Annotated in this window: 6 protein-coding genes, 1 tRNA gene and 6 pseudogenes; 5 read left to right on the top strand and 8 right to left on the bottom strand. The window is 38.9% G+C overall.

The window, feature by feature from the left end; genetic code table 11:
* Positions 1–2: 2 nt before the first annotated feature.
* The 3 genes and pseudogenes from AC01GB_RS05160 to AC01GB_RS05150 form a co-directional block, all read right to left on the bottom strand.
* Positions 3–1,406 (bottom strand): Y4yA family PLP-dependent enzyme, encoded by a 1,404-nt coding sequence (locus AC01GB_RS05160; RefSeq protein WP_474450868.1) that lies wholly within the window; start codon positions 1,404–1,406, stop codon positions 3–5.
* 10 nt (positions 1,407–1,416) lie between these two features.
* Entirely contained in the window at positions 1,417–3,564 is a 2,148-nt protein-coding gene (locus tag AC01GB_RS05155; RefSeq protein WP_474450867.1) for a TonB-dependent receptor, read from the bottom strand.
* Positions 3,565–3,569: 5 nt separating this feature from the next.
* Positions 3,570–5,424, bottom strand: a pseudogene (locus tag AC01GB_RS05150) (IucA/IucC family protein).
* A 205-nt stretch (positions 5,425–5,629) separates the two neighbouring features.
* Here AC01GB_RS05150 and AC01GB_RS05145 point away from each other — a divergent pair.
* The 5 genes and pseudogenes from AC01GB_RS05145 to AC01GB_RS05125 all read left to right on the top strand — a co-directional run bounded on the left by AC01GB_RS05145 (position 5,630) and on the right by AC01GB_RS05125 (position 11,596).
* Positions 5,630–6,469 (top strand): HpcH/HpaI aldolase/citrate lyase family protein, encoded by an 840-nt coding sequence (locus tag AC01GB_RS05145; RefSeq protein WP_474450865.1) that lies wholly within the window; start codon positions 5,630–5,632, stop codon positions 6,467–6,469.
* A gap of 197 nt (positions 6,470–6,666) precedes the next feature.
* Positions 6,667–7,670, top strand: a pseudogene (locus AC01GB_RS05140) (FecCD family ABC transporter permease).
* 3 nt (positions 7,671–7,673) lie between these two features.
* The gene (locus AC01GB_RS05135; protein ID WP_474450864.1) at positions 7,674–8,720 is read left to right on the top strand and encodes a FecCD family ABC transporter permease; all 1,047 of its coding nucleotides are present in this window, start codon (positions 7,674–7,676) and stop codon (positions 8,718–8,720) included.
* Positions 8,720–9,597: pseudogene (locus AC01GB_RS05130) on the top strand (ABC transporter ATP-binding protein). Before AC01GB_RS05135 ends, AC01GB_RS05130 begins: the two are co-directional and overlap by 1 nt.
* 160 nt (positions 9,598–9,757) lie before the next feature.
* Positions 9,758–11,596: pseudogene (locus tag AC01GB_RS05125) on the top strand (glycoside hydrolase family 3 protein).
* A 745-nt stretch (positions 11,597–12,341) separates the two neighbouring features.
* Here AC01GB_RS05125 and AC01GB_RS05120 read toward each other — a convergent pair.
* The 5 genes and pseudogenes from AC01GB_RS05120 to aspA form a co-directional block, all read right to left on the bottom strand.
* Positions 12,342–12,417 (bottom strand) — tRNA-Phe (locus tag AC01GB_RS05120).
* A 128-nt stretch (positions 12,418–12,545) separates the two neighbouring features.
* Positions 12,546–13,118, bottom strand: a pseudogene (gene dicD / locus AC01GB_RS05115) (division control transcriptional repressor DicD).
* A 2-nt stretch (positions 13,119–13,120) separates the two neighbouring features.
* Positions 13,121–14,881, bottom strand: a complete 1,761-nt coding sequence (locus AC01GB_RS05110) for a protein-disulfide reductase DsbD (RefSeq protein WP_474450863.1) — start codon at positions 14,879–14,881, stop codon at positions 13,121–13,123.
* 164 nt (positions 14,882–15,045) lie between these two features.
* Positions 15,046–16,360, bottom strand: a pseudogene (locus tag AC01GB_RS05105) (anaerobic C4-dicarboxylate transporter).
* Between the two features lie 135 nt (positions 16,361–16,495).
* Positions 16,496–17,920 carry an aspartate ammonia-lyase gene (gene aspA / locus AC01GB_RS05100; protein WP_474450862.1) on the bottom strand — a complete coding sequence of 475 codons (1,425 nt, stop codon included), beginning with the start codon at positions 17,918–17,920 and terminating at the stop codon, positions 16,496–16,498.
* Positions 17,921–18,125 lie beyond the last annotated feature (205 nt).

Raw genomic sequence — 18,125 nt, 5'->3', positions numbered from 1 at the left:
CCTTAATTGTCAACGGTGAACATCAATTTATTACTGGGATTCATCAATGCGGTAAGTCGTGTTGGGAGTGGATGACGATGGAATTGATTTTCCAGTAAATCCATCTGATAACCGGCAGTGTTAACAAAGACCAAAAGATCCCCAGGTTGAGGTAAGTGAAGAAACGAAATCAGTCGATTAGTAATGACATCTTCATCCAGGCAACTATGCCCAGCAATCCATGCTTTCCCTGGTGATTGATTTTGAGCGTGATTACTGGATCGAAGATGGATTGGATCAATTAGAAATTCAGAATTAAACCAGGTCTCGCAAGCACTGAAACTACTGCCTTCAACAAATATAACAGAACTGTCATCGGTGTGAGGGCGGACTCGACATACTCGAAATACGCTTATGGCGCTCTGATTTACCAGGCTTCTACCTGGTTCAATACAAAGTGTTAAACCTTCCTTACACAAAATATCAGATATACGATCACCTACAGAGTTTTGACTCTCTAGAAATACTGTTAACCATTGTTCAGCATTGAGTTCACCACCATATGGGTAAAAGCATGCAGGAATCTTACCCGTACGATAATCTGCAAATTTTTGTGAGGATAACCAAGTTTTGTAACACTGACTTTCTACATACTGTACTGGTAACCCTCCTCCGATATCGATAATTCGAGGATCTAATCCAAGGTTACGGGCGTGTGTAATTAATGGTAAGGTGTCAAGCAAAGCACTAACTCTTGTTTCAGGAGCATAAGCGCTGAGATGAAAATGAAAACCAGCAAGTTCTAGGTGCTTATTGTCTGCCAGAGAGTGAAGAGCGATGATAATTTCATCGCTTAACATACCAAAACGGCTGGAGCAATTTGCAGCTGGACGCAGTCGTAGCAATAGACTAATTTTTTCGAAATTTCCTCTCCAGATCTGAGCAAGTTCAATAATATCCCGTAGTTCCTGATAAGAATCTACCGCAATCCGTGCCCCCTTAAGAATTAGTTCCTGCAAAAAATCACGCGTTTTGGCCGGCCCAGTTGCGCACAGATCAACTCCATGGCATCCAGCACGTATGGCATCATGTAATTCCTGGAGGCTGGAAACATCTGCACCAGCTCCAGCAGATACTGCAGATTGTAGTAGTGCCTGTGATTTGTTAACTTTTACCCCATAATAAAATTTACTTTTAATACCGAAACTCTCTGTAACCGCAGCCATAGCTTTAAGATTATTAGCTACAGTATGCGGCCAGACGATATTGAGTGGCGAGCTATACATATCCGTTAAGCAGGTAAGGATTTCTGGCGACTGTAGTAACCAGTCAGTAATTACTGGATCGAGGTAGGGAGGCAAATCTCTGGCAAAGTTTACCTGCCAGGAAGTTTTTTGGGGATTAGCAATGTTGAGTAGTGAAGACATTTTTATTACCTCAAAAATCAACGGTTACTGAAGCAAGGAAAGTGCGTGGAGCGCCTTGTGCAATCGTGCTGTAGGAAGCAACGCCTGCCCAGTAATGACGGTCAAACACATTCTGTACATCAAAACGGAAGGTGGCCGGAATACTATAAACCTGAGTTTTATAGGCAACCCCCATATCTACTGTTATCCATGAACCAATGGACTGAGTGTTTGCTTGATTGACATACTGTTTTCCGCTGTAATTGATTTGACTGTTCAGCGAAAGCCCATTTAATACTGGTAAGGTATATTTCACGCCTATGTTTGCCTGTACTGGAGATACGCCGACAGGTTTATTACCTCGAACACCAGAAGTTGGTGATTTAGTCAGTTCAGCATCAATCAATGAGAGACTTCCTGTCATGCGTAGCCCTTCCAGTGCTTCCCCAGAAAGATTCAGTTCGATCCCTCGGTTGCGTTGTTCATTGTTAGTGCTGAAGGTATTACTACTATCAATTGCTCCACTTGGTTTTGTTATTTGGAAGAGTGCAAGGTTAATCAGAAGTTCACCTTGATTATATTTGACCCCGACTTCGTACTGGTTTGAGTGATAAGGTCGCATAACCTGGCCTGCATTCTTCGCAATTCCAGGAGCTATATCACCTTTACTGAGTCCTTCAATATAATTTGCGTATAGTGACAAAGATTGCCATGGTCGATAGACCAGTCCAAGCATTGTGGTAAAGGCTGATTCGTCATACGTCGATGAGCGTTCTCCGTTAGTGGAAAAATTATCGGAACGAACTTTTTGGAAGCGAATACCAGGGATAATATCAACACTGCCATCGAGAAGTGTTAGCGTATCGGCTAATGCCAGACCACTCAGTTGGTTTGAAGATATTTTGGGTACATGAGTTGGGGTAGGTGGCATAGTGACATCTTCTGCTGTTGGAGAATAAATATTGGAATTAACCTTTTGTCCCCATGTACTAGCAACAGCTAGGCGATCATGATAGTAACTGGCCTGAAACGTCATCTCATGTTCTACTGGTCCGGTTGTAAAATAGCTCTTAGCACCTGTTTCTAAAGTGTAACGATTTACATTAAACCGAAAATTAGCAATAGTTGATACGACATCTCCTCGTTCATTGATAATGTTTGGTGTTTGTTCCGATATGCGTGAGACAAAAGAACGACCACCTCCTGCGTTAGCAAAAAAGGTTACATTATCATTAATGTCGTACTCAGTGTGGAGTAATACACCTTGGTCACGGATCTTCCACCACATTCCCTTTTGAGCAATGTTTGTCTTTCCATCTGGCGCTGCTGGAACAGCAATATTGGGGGAAACGGTAAAAGGTCGGTTAGGTGATTTTGCGTGCTGATATTGATCCAGTAAGTCAAGAGATACCCGGAATCCACCTTTTGCATAATCAAGTGCAAGTGCCCCAAGAGTTGCATTTTTACTGGTATTATTTAGTGATAAATTACCACTATTACCTCCACCATTAAAACGAATTCCCCACATTTCACCATCTGGATTTGACCATAATCGGCCAACATCGATGTAGGTGCCAAATTGGCTATCTGATTCCCAGGTTGTTGTAATCTGAGCAACATCCCTATTGGTTGCACGTTTAGTTACTGCATTGATTACACCGCCAACACCGCCATTAGGTGACATACCGTACAGCCCAGCACCTGGCCCCTTAAGCACCTCAATGCATTCAAGATATTGGGTTAAGAGTTGATAGTTAGGAGCAACACCATAAACACCATTCAGTGCGACTTCACCAATGTTACCTTCACCAAGAGGAAATCCCCTTATCATAAAGGAATCCAGAATACCGCCAGAAAGAGCGGTAACACGGACTGACGAATCGTGTTGAATAACATCTCCAAGCGCTTTGGCTTGACGATCATTAATATATTGAGAAGTGTAACCTTTGATACTGAACGGGGTATTTTGTACGTTTTTACTTCCTAACAGGCCAATATTGGCTCGTTGTATAATATCGCCATCGTCAGTTGCATTTGATGTTTTTCCGATAACAACAATTGGTTCCTCCTCGCTGGCAGTACTCAGCGTAATGTGGCTAGTAAAAACAAAAGTAGTAAGATGGCATAGCAAAATAGTTTTATTACGATTTACTGTCATCGCTTTATTCTCAGAAATCACTCTTATCAGGCGAGCAGAGGGTTATTAAGACCATGTTGTATACGGTAATCGGTATATTGTTGTAAATGCATTCTCATTAATGAACGCGTGAACCATGGATGATGCATGAAATGCTGTCGTTCCTGATCCCAGAATTGTTCATCAAGACGTGGGCGTAGTTCGTTAAAAACACGTTCTAGTTCTTCACCGAGAATGTTCCACATCCGGTTATCTGTAATGCGATAAAGATCAGTCAAAAACCAAGCAAGTTCGTGTAAGTGACTAACAAAGCAAGCATCTACGACGAATGTTCTCACGGGCTCAATGTTGTCTTCAAATACAGTGGATAAAATACCTGGCCATGAATAAGGTTTAAGTTCATAACCTTGTTTACGAAGAGCAGGAGCCCAAGTGCGGCCATCACCAAAGTCACGAATAAGAATTGCCTGCGCCATCCCCTTTTCATCAAACAAAATCTGAGTATTTTGTTGATGAGCCTCGAGAGCTACACCATAAATCAGATACATTGCCAGGACAGGTTTAAGCACAATGTACGCATAATTACGGAACCAGTTACTCGGATCCTGACCCGATAATTCAATAAATTCACTGACTACGGGTAGTGGTCGGTGAGGTAATTCGGTAAATAACGCCGCGACCGTTACTGCCAGCGTATTAGACTCTATTTGCCAAGGTGATGTGTTGCGGAATACGACTGAAAGGAATTCACCTTCCGCATCATTTTTCCGTTCCGGATGAAGGAAATGCCATGCAGCCTCTTCACGGAAGCAATCAAGCATACCATCAAAGCCATTTTCCGCTTTTAAGATCGCATCAATGATTGTACTGATGCGTGGACCCATATGAATCGATTTAGCTTGCAAACTGCGCATTTCACTTGTCATCCAGATTGCGACTGGTAATTTGATAAAAGGCAATTTAGATGAGGTTGGTAGCATAGTCCTGAATGACATGGAAGGTGCTGTTTCAAGCATAGGGCCATCGGTCAGGAGTATTCCATCTTTAATTTCTTTCGCAAAATGTTTATGGATCCAGTGTTTGAGATGCCATGGATGGAGAGGAAGGGGGAGCCACATGCCAGGTTCGAGTCCTTCATTTTTCAACCACTCACACCATATCGGCCAAGTATCAGGAAAAACCTCTGAAAGCCATTGATGAATATCTTTAACATGAGGCATTTTTTCGCAATATGTCATGTCTGCTCGTAAAGCCCCTATACGAAGGGTAACTCGAGCACCAAATTCGGCAGATAAATCTTCAATATCCTGCTCATTCAATCCTGGACGAGATTTCCAGGTTGGATAGTAGGGATGTCCTTCCAGTGCTCCCCATTGATCGAGGAGAGTCGCTCCATCACGTATATCATGGTGTGCCCTTACCCATTTGGTAAAAAATCTTTCATGATCTTTTTCCATCTTTTTGGTAATAGTTGCTTGCCAATTCTTCCTGTGTTTTCTAGCTATTCTGTCATTGTGGATGCTATTTGCGACATCATCATTGAATTGGTTTATCCCTTCCATGGTTGGCCTGAAATCAGAGATCATTTAGGATAATGTCAATCAAATGTTCATGTGTTTGAATCTGTACTTTATGGCCATTGGAACTTTCAAGGAATATATTCCCTCTATTAATAATTGTATTAGCTGGATAAATTGTTGTTTTTTTAAAATGAAGTTTGCTAATGCCATCAGAAAGAGGGTATGAAACCTGATTATTAGAAATAATAACTTGTGTCACATCCAATAACTTTTCTGCAAAAATGCATCGGACTATTCTGGTAAGTGCGTTGCGCATTGAATAATCAAATAAATTGGTATAATTATTCTTATTCGTGCTTAATTTCCCTGGCTGTTCCATCATTTTCTCTTTCTAGGTTAGAGTGTTGAAACTATAAAAATAATACTAATCACGTTATAAGTCTTGAAAAATTCAAGTCACTAAGTTAGCATCAAAATTAATTCATGTAAATGATAATAAATATCATTATTATTCGTATTGTATTTTGTCGTGACTAGTTTGCAAAATGGATAAAATTAATTTATTATCAATAAATTAGGTGGTTTTTATGAAGGAAGATGTCACATATCTTTTTGTCCCTGCAAATAAAAAGGAGTTATTTTCCAAAGCTCTTGAATGCGGTGCCGACGCAATAATTATTGACCTAGAAGACTCTGTTCACCCTGCAGAAAAAACTCATGGGCGTGAGAATATTGTGAGTTGGTTTGCTGCTGTGAATGGGGATTCGATTACAACGAAAATTTATATCAGGATTAACCATCCAGAATCTGTTGACTTTATTCACGATGTAAAAATGCTAAATTCATTAGTGTGGGCTTCGATAACAGGTATTATGGTGCCCAAAATGGAATCTGGTGATACGGTAGATAGAATAAAAAATCATTTAACAGATAAACTGACAGAACTCCCATTTATTGGCATCATCGAAACAGCCCGAGGAGTACACTGCTCTTACGCTATTGCTACAAGTGGTATTACAAGAATAGCATTTGGTTCTCTGGATTATTCTCTGGATATAAATTGTCAGCAAACGTCGGATGCATTTCTTTACGCACGGAGCCAAATTGTTGTAGCCTCACGTGTTGCTAACCTTTCAGCTCCAATTGATTGTGTTACCCCTGATTTTTTTTCATCCGATACTTTGTCTGTTGATGCACAGCATGCTCAATCCTTGGGTTTTGGTGCAAAATTATGTATTCATCCAAAACAAGTTTCTATTGTAGCTAAAGTGTTCTCGCCGAGTGAGGAGCAAAAACAATGGGCCAATAAGGTTATTGATCAATCGAAAGATAATTACGCTTTTCAGGTAGAAGGAGTTATGGTCGATTTACCATTGATAAAGCAGGCTTCACGTCTACTGGGAAAAAGTGACAGAAAATTTAAATAAAATAATTACTGAAAAGATAGAATAGACAAGGATCACTCACATATCGCTATTTCAATCGATACGGGCAGTTCGTCAGGGCGTTTATATTTCATTAACGGATCAAGCGCTAGTCATGTCTATGTCGTATGGCTCGCCACTCAGTTTACGTTGGGGATTACCAAAATTTATGTCATTACTGCAGCAGGAGTGAGCCAAGCATGATAAATCCTAAGCGGCGTATTTCCCGGGTGTTGGGATTAATATTAATGTTGCTATTGACCAGCCTTTGTATTCTGGCCAGTTTAAGTTTTGGTTCAAAACCCGTACCCTTATCAGCAGTTTGGCAACATTATTGGTTTAATAGTCAAGTTAATTATTATGATTTAATCATTGAGGCACGAGAGTCCCGTACCTTTATTGGATTAATGGCGGGGGCAGCGTTAGCAGGCGCAGTGACGCAAGGATTGCTGCGTAATCCGCTTGGCGATCCTGGTTTATTAGGCATCAATGCCGGTGCAGCAGCGGTGGTTTTTTGCTCTTTAGTGCCAGTACTAACTAATGTCTCTCATTTTTGGGCAGCTTTTGTTGGCGCTAGTTTATCCACTTTACTGTTTTATTTTATGAGTGGTAGTCGCCTTAATACTAACCCGGTAAGGCTAATTTTAACCGGCGTCGCTATCAATGCTTGTTTATTGGCGGTCGTGCAAGGCATTGTTCTAATCAACCCACAAGCGATGGATAGTTATCGTTTTTGGATCATGGGCGCTTTAAACGCAGTATCGTTAACAGAGGCTGGTTGGTTAATCCCTTATTTATTAGTGGCTATTATCTTAACATTTTCACTGAGTGCAGCATTAAATATTATGGTCTTTGGTGACGGCATTGTGCATTCTTTGGGGGGGGGAATGTCGCGCGTACCCGTCTATTGTCGCTATTAAGTGTTAGCATGCTGGCGGCTGTTGCAACCGCAATGGCTGGGCCGATTGCTTTTATAGGTTTAGTGGCGCCACATTTAATGCGAGCCTGGATAGGTAGTGATTTTCGTTGGTTATTGCCTTATAGTATTTTAGCCGGCTCATGTTTGTTATTAATATCTGATGTGATAGCATGACTAGTCATTGCGCCAGAAGAAGTAATGGTTGGTACTATTACCGTGGTAGTTGGTGCGCCTTTGCTTTATTGGGTAGCCAAAAAACCAACTGATAGCAGGATGGTAGAATAAAATATGATGCAGATCGATTTGTCAGCTAATCAAACGGGCACTAAAACATTTGGCATAGGAAATATACGATTTATTGCCCCTTCATGGCAGACGTCCAGTAGAATATTATTCTTATTTCTTTTGTTAGTTTTATTTTTATATCTGATTTTAGCGTTTGGGCGGGAAGGGATAGATAATCCTTGGTTAGAGATGAACACCCGTTATCAGCAATTTATTCTATTACAGATCCGTTTACCTAGAACATTAGTTGCCATCGGTGCGGGTATGACGCTGGCGCTTTCAGGCGCACTTTTTCAGATCACTACGCGTAATGCATTAGGCAGTCCAGATATTATTGGTATTAATGCCGGAGCAGCGGTTGGCATTATGTCGGCGTTACTATTCTGGCCTGGTGTTTTACCTATTCCTGTTGGTGCGTTAATAGGGGCTGTTGTTGCGGTATTATTGGTTTATGTTGCTAATGGCGCCGTAAATGGTGAAATACAGACTGCTAAAATTGTGCTTTCAGGTATTGCTGTAGCTGCTTTATGTATGGCGTTAGTCGATTTTGCCATTTCGAATACGCGTATTAAGCAGGCGCAACAAATTCGGTCATTGTTAAGCGGCAGTTTGGCTAATCGGGGTTGGCAGGATGTTGTGCTGATCAGTAGTATGTTGGTTTTTATGCCAATCCTGTTTTGGTTGGGTAAACAGTTGAACTATATCATTTTAGGTAATGATATCGCTATTACACTTGGTGTTCCTGTTCGATTGGTGCAAATTATCAGCATACTATTAGCGATTATTTTTGCCACCCTATCAGTATTGGTTGTTGGGCCGGTTGCTTTTGTTGCGCTAGCGGCACCGCAAATTGCCCGACGACTCATTTTATATAAAGGCGTAGCACTATTTTGTTCTATGCTAGTTGGCGCTTTATTAATGTTGAGTGCTGATTTTATTACTCTAATATTGTCAACACCTGGGCGTTTAACGGTAGGTTTAGTCACGGCAGTCATTGGTGGGATTTATTTAATGTACTTATTGTATATGGAATTTAGGAGAATAGGCTAATGGTATCATCTACTCATTCTCCCTTTATTGCTTTACGGCTGACAGCCCATGATGTCTCTGTTGGATATGGCAAAAAAAGCATTATTAAAGATGTAAATATAGCTATTTATGATAACGAATTTAGTGTCATTATCGGACCTAACGGCTGTGGTAAATCAACCTTATTAAGAACCTTTAGTCGTTTATGCAGCCGCAGTCCGGTGAAATTCGATTAGATGGTAATGATGTTTTCCATGCTAAACCTAAATGGGTTGCTCGGCAGCTCTCATTATTAGCACAAGGCGCTGTTATCACTGAACCATTGACTATCTATGAACTTGTTTCACGCGGACGTTATCCTTACCAATCTTTTTTATTACAGTGGTCAGCTGAAGATGAACGGGCGGTACATGATGCACTAAAGGCGGTAGATCTTTGGCCTATGGCGCAAAAATTAGTCAGTGAATTATCAGGCGGTCAGCGTCAGCGAGTCTGGTTTGCGATGACACTTGCTCAACAAACGCCCATCATTTTATTAGATGAACCAACAACCTATTTAGATATAGCCCATCAAATTAAAATGCTTGATCTTTATCAACGTTTGCATCAGCAAGGGAAAACGTTAGTGTTGGTGCTGCATGACATTAACCTGGCTTTACGTTATGACTCGCGTCTAATTATGATGAAAGAGGGGCAAATCTATGCTGAAGGAAAACCTGAAAAAATTATTACTGAACAGAATATTAAAAATGTATTTGGTTTACCATGCCGTATTATTTCAGATCCTGAATCGGGTAAACCATTAATTATTCCAAAATATAAAATAAATAATCGACAGAATATTTTTTATATTTTAGGATTGAAAATAAAAAAATCAGAGAATATGGATGAGAAATAAAAAACCTTACTTAGTATTAAAGTGAGGTTTTTTTGTTAAAATATATGCTGCTTAGAGAAGCGTGTTAGCATCAGTATATTTTACCCCAAATATTTAACATTGGGTGACTAACGGTTTATTGGCGGATCAATGTAGGAATAAAAATGAATAAAATGGCTTTATCATTGTGTATGTTAAGTTTTTTTGTTCTGCGAAAGTGATTACCCATCAACAATTAGCTGATCTATGGCAATCACCAAAGGAAGAAGCTAAACAACTAGTTAGTCACATGAGTTTTGAAGAAAAACTGGGGCAAATGTTAATGTTGGGGTTTCGTCATTGGGGGATTGACGCAAAGAAAAAATGCTATGGCGATGACCAAACTCAATCCAGCAATCGCCAATATTATTCACCATTATCATTTAGGTTCGGTGATCTTATTTAGAGATAATTTAATCGATTCGTCACAAACCGTAAACCTGATTAATGCGCTGCAACAGGCTCGCAACAACTTACCATTATTTATTAGCGTTGACCAGGAAGGTGGCTATGTCACGCGATTGCGTGATGGTACTGAGATGCCGGGTAATATGGTATTAGGTGCAACGCGTTCTAAACAGCTGACTGAATTGGTTGGTATGATCCATGGGTATGAACTTACCCATTTAGGTTTTAATTTTAATTTTGCGCGAGTAGTTGATATCAATAATAACCAAGCTAATCCTATCATTGGTGTACGTTCTTATTCAGACAGGCCACAGCTGGTGGCTGAAATGGCCAACAGTTATATTCAAGGAATTCATCGATATAGTGTTTTAACAGCAATTAAACATTTTCCCGGTCATGGAAACGTGACTGCTGATAGCCATTTATCCTTGCCAACAATTAATATTAATCAGCAACAATGGCGCAAATTTGAGTTACTGCCATTCATGCATACCATGCGAAATGCAGATGCAATCATCACAGCCCATATCGTGATGCCTGCATTAGATAATCATCAACTGACTACCATAGATAATCGACTAACCGGTGTGCCAGCAATGCTTTCTAAGCCAATCTTGACTGGGGTTATTACGTAATAACCTTAATTTTCGCGGTTTAGTGATCACCGATGCGATGGATATGGGGGCTATTGCCAGTAACTTTGATAGTTGCTGGGCCGTTAAACAGGCAATATTGGCCGGCAATGACATTATTTTAATGCCATTAAAAATTAGCGATATTGAGGATATTACTAAACTAGAACAGCTCTATCATTATCTAAAAACTGAAGCGGAAAACGATGCTGAATTAAAACGTCGGATTGACGAATCAGCTTATCGGGTCGTACTTAGCAAGTTAAAAAATAGAATTTCAGCAGAAGATAAGTCTGCCCAGCAAGCGCAACAAATTGTTGCAGCAAAAATAGATAAAGATATTGAGAATATGGTGGCTGACAATGCGATCACACTAATAAAAAACAGTAACCTACTGCCGTTTCAATTAAAAAATGATAATAAAATTGTTATTTTTTCAGATGAAAAAGCCCGTAATCAATTAATTAAAAAGCATTTACAGACGATAGCGAATGAGTTAAATATTGCTATTACTACCCAAGATGATGTAGTTACAATGATGGCGGATGATAGATCGGAAAATCAATTAACTGCAGAAATTCAACATACAGATCTTATTATTCTAGCCACCTATAATCTAAAAAAAACGCCCATTAATGCCCAGCGGATACTCAATGTTGCCAATCGTAATGCTATCTGATCATATCGACCAACAATCCTTATGATATTGCTTATTTGCAAGGCGTGAAAGCCAATATTGCCATTTATGGTATTACCGGTTTTGATGCGACTGATAATAATAGAAATAATTTAGAAGCTAACATCGGTAGCGGACTAAGAACCCTATTTCTCACCCCGATAAGCGCTTAATGAATTCACCGACAGGTAAATTGCCGGTTGATATCAAAACACCCGATTTAGACCACATCCTCTATCCTTATGGATATGGTTTAGGTTATTAAAAGAGGCATTGCTTGATAATGGCGAGTGAAAAGAGTGCCTGCAATGGGGCAGTATTTTTATGTCGAACTATTAAGAAAATACATTGCCAGGCTACCTAAAAATGTTCCGTTATGCTTATTACATACAGTGATAGACAAACTTGAAATATTCAAAAGGCCATTGGCTATACTTTGTTCTCGGTGCTTTTTACACTAGTCATATAGGCGTTTAGTTGACATTACCAATGCTTCAGTGGCCTGAGGTACTCAATAGCCTTCTCAACGGCTGAATTAATCTCATCATTTTAACGCTACCAGTCTATTTCAGGCTTAATTTTTATTTCATATCAAGATGTTGCATATAAGCTCAATGTATTGCTTTAGCAAAATGTCCGAATTTATTACAGCACAATAGTTTCGTGTTTAAAGGTGCTAATGACGCGGCTGGCGAAAAAATATTTAACGATGGTTTGACGCATTGGGCCGTGAAGATAGCAATAAAGATGGCATGATTGATATCCTATCTGAAATCAGTTACTCAGTTACGGGCTTGCGATGCAAAAGTTGATGCACAATAGCTTAAGACACTGACAGAACTAGGGATCACTAAAATTAGCGTCCGACCCTTGCATAAAGTTGAAATCCGTGACGGCAATCAGGTAGTTACTAGAGTGGATCGTTAAGGATATATCATGAATATAAAGCTTGGATATTGGTAGCAGTGGTAGGTAGTTTTTTAGCTAGTTGCGATGATAAAAAGCAGAAGTGGTGCCCGGAGGCGGAATCGAACCACCGACACGAGGATTTTCAATCCTCTGCTCTACCGACTGAGCTATCCGGGCAACGCCGCGCATTAAACCCTATTCCACACAACTCGTCAATGTATTTCCGGTAAAAAACGCGAAATCATGCTTATTTGCTGTTTTTTTGAACCACGAGATAATGACTATCTTTTTTGTAAATTATTTTTTTAATTTAATGCATCATTCTTTCTACATTTAGCAATAGTTAAGATATCTTCTGCTAGTAATTTGGCGAGCAAAACATCTTCAATATTTCGCTTAACCACTAATTTGCTTAGGCAACCTTCTAAAATTAACTCCATTTGCTTAGCAACTTGCTCGCTGTCGTCTACATCTAGTTGCCTTAGCAGCTCAAGACTAAAATTAAATGACAAATTTTTTTGCTGTTCACTCAGTTGATGAATTGGATGCTCTGGATCTGGAAAAATGCTGCATGCAGCAATAAATAGGCAGCCTGGAAAGCGATTATCGCTGACTTTTTGAGCTAACTGGTTATAACGGGCTAATAGTTTTTCTTCCGGTGAAAGTTGGTCATTGCGTTGTATCTGCCGCTGCTAGGTCTCAATTTGTTGACTATGGTGACGTAAACAATCATAAAGCAACACTTCATTATTTGGCCAAAATTGACGAGATTTATTGAATTCTACTTTAAGTTTGTTAAGTAATATTTCAATATTACAGCCAAGGCCATGTTGTTCTAACAGTTGTAGTACAGACTTCAGTACTTGCTCACGTTGCATGTTTATTTCCCTTGCCGTTGTGTAATTTGTTCTAAATGCTGATAGAACATTTTGCTATTCATAAAACCATAAACCCGTGAATTAGGTAATTCGATGCCTTTATCATCATAGAAAATAATAGTGGGTAATCCATAGACATCGAGATATTGTAAAAGAGATTTTTGTTCAGCATTATTTTCTGTCACATTGGCTTGCAGTAATAACATATTATCCAGTTTATTTTTGACCTTGGGATCACTAAAGGTATATTTTTCAAACTCCCTACAGGTGACACACCAATCAGCATAAAAATCAAGCATAACTATTTTGCTAGTATTATTGTTTATTGCTTGTTTGATTTCTTGCCAATTTTTTACCTGTTTAAATTTTAAATCCATATGGCCTTGTGGTTTTGATATGGCTGGTATTTGCCAAATTCCATTTTGTAGCGGCTGGGCTGCTATGATAGCTAATAGTAAAAATAAGATCTGTCCAATCCGCGCCCAGCCGTTATGTTTCTTAAGTAATAGAATGAACACCCATATACAAAATGCAGTTATCAATAAACTGCTTAATCTAAGACTCCAGATCTCGCCAAAAATCCGCTCGAGTAAGAAAATGGGTAACGCTAAGATCACAAAGCCAAACGCTTCTTTAACATATTGCATCCAAGGGCCGCTACGAGGAAGTAGTCGATGGCCAAATAATATTATGCCAATAAGTGGCAGCCCCATACCTAATGCATATAGGTAAAGTGTTAGACCTCCGATTAACAGATTTCCGCTTTGGGCAATATAAAGCAAAATAGCACTGAGTGGCGCTGTGGTACAGGGAGAACAGATAATTCCGGCCAGTGCGCCCATAATAAATACACCAAAATAAGATCCTGCTTTTTGGTGGTCGCTCCAATTAATCAGTTTTGTTTGCAGTGAAGATGGTAGCTGTAGGTTATAAAAACCAAACATCGAAAATGCCAGCAGAATAAACAGAACGGAAATTATGATCAAAACATAGGGGTGCTGAAGTGCGGCTTGAAATGATAAACCGGCCGCTGCAACAATTAGCCCCAACAGGGTATAAGTGAGAGCCATTCCTTGAATATAACTAAAAGCTAACCAAAAAATTTTTATTAAACTTTTGGGTCTTTGCTTACCTAATATAATACCTGAAATTAAAGGGTACATCGGTAAGACGCAAGGAGTAAATGCAACACCAATACCGAATAGCAATGCCCATAAAGGTGAAAAAGGTTGCTCTGTTTTTCCGCTAGTCGCTTTTTTCGCTGACGAGTTAGCGTTTGGTTGAACAAATTTACTGGTGGCTAACGATTTTTTGGTGGCAATGACGGAGCTAAGTGGAATAATTTTTGTTTCTGGTGGATAACAGTAGCCGGCAACTGCACACCCTTGATATTTCACTTCAATATTGGCTTGGTCTGTGGCACGGATAATAGGAATATTAATAACTAAATTATTAAAATAAACAACTGTTTTACCAAAAAATTCATCTTCATGATATTTTCCTTTTGGTAATTGATATTTACCGAGCTTGGCATGATTGGGAAGGAATTTTATCTGTTTTTGATAGAGATAATAGCCGGGCTGTATTTGCCAGTTCACTATCAATTTGTTGTCTTTTTGTTCAAAATCAAACACGAAGGCTTGATCAGCAGAGAGCAATTGATTCATTCCTCTTTTTTCAAAAATGGCATATGCTGCGGTTGATAAAAGGAATGTCCCACACAGTATTACTGATAAGCCTAAAACATAAACACGTCTCTGCATAATAGATTTAAAAATAGCTGTTAAGTTTAAAATAAGATAATTATTGAACTATAACCTACTGTTTATCGATTGGAAAAGTTTTAGTGGCTAATTTGTTTAAAGAATATTGATTGTTACGATAAAAATTCAAGGACTTTAGGTCCTTGAATCAGATTTTTCTAACATTAAAGGATGATGCTACCAAACAAAAAACCGAAAAGGACAGATAGGCAAACACCAATAGAGCCAGGAATAAAAAATGGATGATTAAACACAAAGCGACCAATGCAAGTCGTACGGGTATCATTCATTTGAACAGCGGCAACTAATGTTGGATAGGTTGGTAAAACGAAGAGACCCGAAACCGCAGAAAAAGAGGCAATCGCGGTTAATGGACTGACGTTTAAAGCAAGAGCCATGGGCATTAGCGCCTTAGCCGTTGCAGCCTGAGAGTAGAGTAGTTCAGAACAGATGAAAAATATCACCGCTAGCATCCATAAATGATTATGAATAAGCTGGCCGGCAGTGGCTTTTATCCACTCAATATTAGCCTGGACAAAAGTATCGCCTAACCATGCTACGCCTAAAATACAGATACAGGCACTCATACCTGCTTTAAAGGTACTAGAATTTAAGATGGCATCGGTTTTAACATGGCAACTTAGTGTAATTAAGGTCGCTACACTTAACATAATAATCAAAATTGCATTGGTCGTATTCATTAGTGGTGTTTCAATTAGACCAAGACTTGGGCTATTAATCATGGCATAAATAACCACACATATGACACCTAGTAGAAAAAATAACACTGACTTTTTCGCGCCAGCTTTAATTTTTTAGACTGACAACCTCTTAATTCAATTAATCCGGCGGCTAAACGTTGTTGATAAATGCGATCATCAGCCAGTTTAGAATCAAAGCACCAAGAAATAATGAATGACATAAGTAAAATAGCTAAAAAAGTTGCCGGTAAGAGAATCGCTAGTAAGCTAATATAGCTAATGGGTTTACTAACCATGGCAGGATTTTCCATAACCGAAGCAATATAGACCACAGCAGCTGAAATCGGTGATGCAGTGATGCCGATTTGTGCCGCAACAACAGCTGTTGATAAGGGCGGGCAGGGTTTAATACCATTTTCTTTAGCAACTTCTGCAATAACCGGTAAAGTTGCCAATGAAATATTACCTGTACCTGCAAATAAAGTCAGAAAATAGGTAACGATCGGCGCTAAGATGGTAATGTATTTAGGATTTTTACGAAGAATTTTTCTGTTTGATCAATCAAATAATCTAATCCACCGGCAATTTGCATGGCCGAGATAGCGGCGATAACAGCCATAATAATGGAAATAACATCATAGGGTATTGTTCCTGGTTTAACGCCTAAAATTGCCAGCATCAAGACGCTAAGACCGCCAGCAAAGCCTATACCGATACTTCCTAGTCGTGCTCCCAGAAAGATGGCCAGCAGAACAATAATAAATTCTACGGCTAACATAATGTTTACTCCTTAAAGTAATTGATAATATTTTGTTTGTTTTTTGTATATGCATAAAGTAAAAGGCACGCTCTCTGCAAAGAAGCGTGCCTTAAAAATTAAGACGAATTAATTTTTTATTGTTAACATGCTAATTTAGTCATCAAAGCGTTTCGCTTTATACTGAGGATTTTTTAGATTTTCAACAGAGAAAATATCGTCTAATTGTTCTTCTGTTAGTAAACCTCGCTCTAATACTACTTCTCTAACATCTTTACCTGTTTCAGCGCATATTTTACCGACGATATCGCCATTATGATGACCGATAAATGGATTAAGATAAGTGACAATGCCAATCGAATTAAAAACATATTTTTCGCATATTTCTTTATTGACGGTAATACCGTTAATACATTTTTCCAGTAAATTACGGCAAGAATTATTCATTAATGAAATAGATTCAAAAATTGCCTGGCCGATTGCCGGCTCCATCACATTTAATTGCAATTGTCCTGCTTCCGCTGCGATAGTAACACAAGTATCGTTGCCAATAACTTTGAAGCATGCTTGATTAACCACTTCAGGGATAACAGGATTGACTTTAGCAGGCATAATAGATGAACCCGCTTGTAGTTTGGGTAGATTGATTTCTTTTAAACCAGCACGAGGGCCGGAAGATAGTAGGCGAAGATCATTACAGATTTTTGATAGTTTAACGGCTAAGCGTTTTAATCCTGAATGTACTGTAATATAAGCACCACAGTCGGAAGTTGCTTCAATTAAATCTTCTGCCGGAATGCAGGGCAATCCTGTTACTTCAGCTAATTTTTTTACCACCAATTCTTGATAACCGGCAGCGGTATTGACTCGGGTTCCGATTGCGGTTGCACCAAGATTGACTTCAAGTAATAATTCACTAGTGCGGTGTAAATTTTTTATTTCTTCTTTTAATAATGTAGCAAATGCATGAAATTCTTGCCCTACTGTCATAGGAACCGCATCTTGTAATTGGGTGCGACCTATTTTAAGAATATCTTTAAATTGGTTGGCTTTTTGTTCAAAACCTTCTTGAAGTAGGGTAATTGATTTAATTAGGTTAGTAATAGAGTTATAAACCGCGATTCGAAAGCCGGTTGGATAGGCATCATTAGTTGATTGACTCTTATTTAAATGGTCATTGGGATCTAAATATTGGTATTCACCTTTTTTATGTCCCATTAATTCAAGACCAATGTTAGCCAGGACTTCGTTAGTATTCATATTTAATGATGTACCGGCTCCCCCTTGAAAGACATCTACTGGAAACTGATCCATGCACTTGCCTTTATCTAAAATTTGGTCACAGGCATTAATAATCGAATCTGCTTGTTTTTGTGGAATGGTTTTTAGTTCTTTATTTGCCATTGCCGCTGCTTTTTTTACCATTACCATTCCACGAATAAATTCGGGTACATGATTAATAGTTCGGTCGCTAATATAGAAATTCTCGATCGCACGCAATGTATGAATACCATAATAGGCTTCAGCAGGTACATCTCGTTTACCTAATAGGTCTTCTTCAGAACGGATACTTTTAGACATACAAACCTTCTTAAAATTAAATAGCGATTTACTAACTGAATATGTAATGTAATAGTAAAAATGGATTATATTAACGTCAGATTTGAAATTAATAACTAAGATTTTAATTATAACCGTGATATATATTCCAAAATAGTGGTATTGTAATAAATATGGAATACTATATATGCATCTTAGTGAATTAAATATGATATGTGTGATCACA

The organism is Candidatus Arsenophonus phytopathogenicus, from assembly GCF_056113345.1.
The sequence above is the reverse complement of the archived record's forward strand: the minus strand, read 5'-3'. Positions and strand labels throughout refer to the sequence as shown.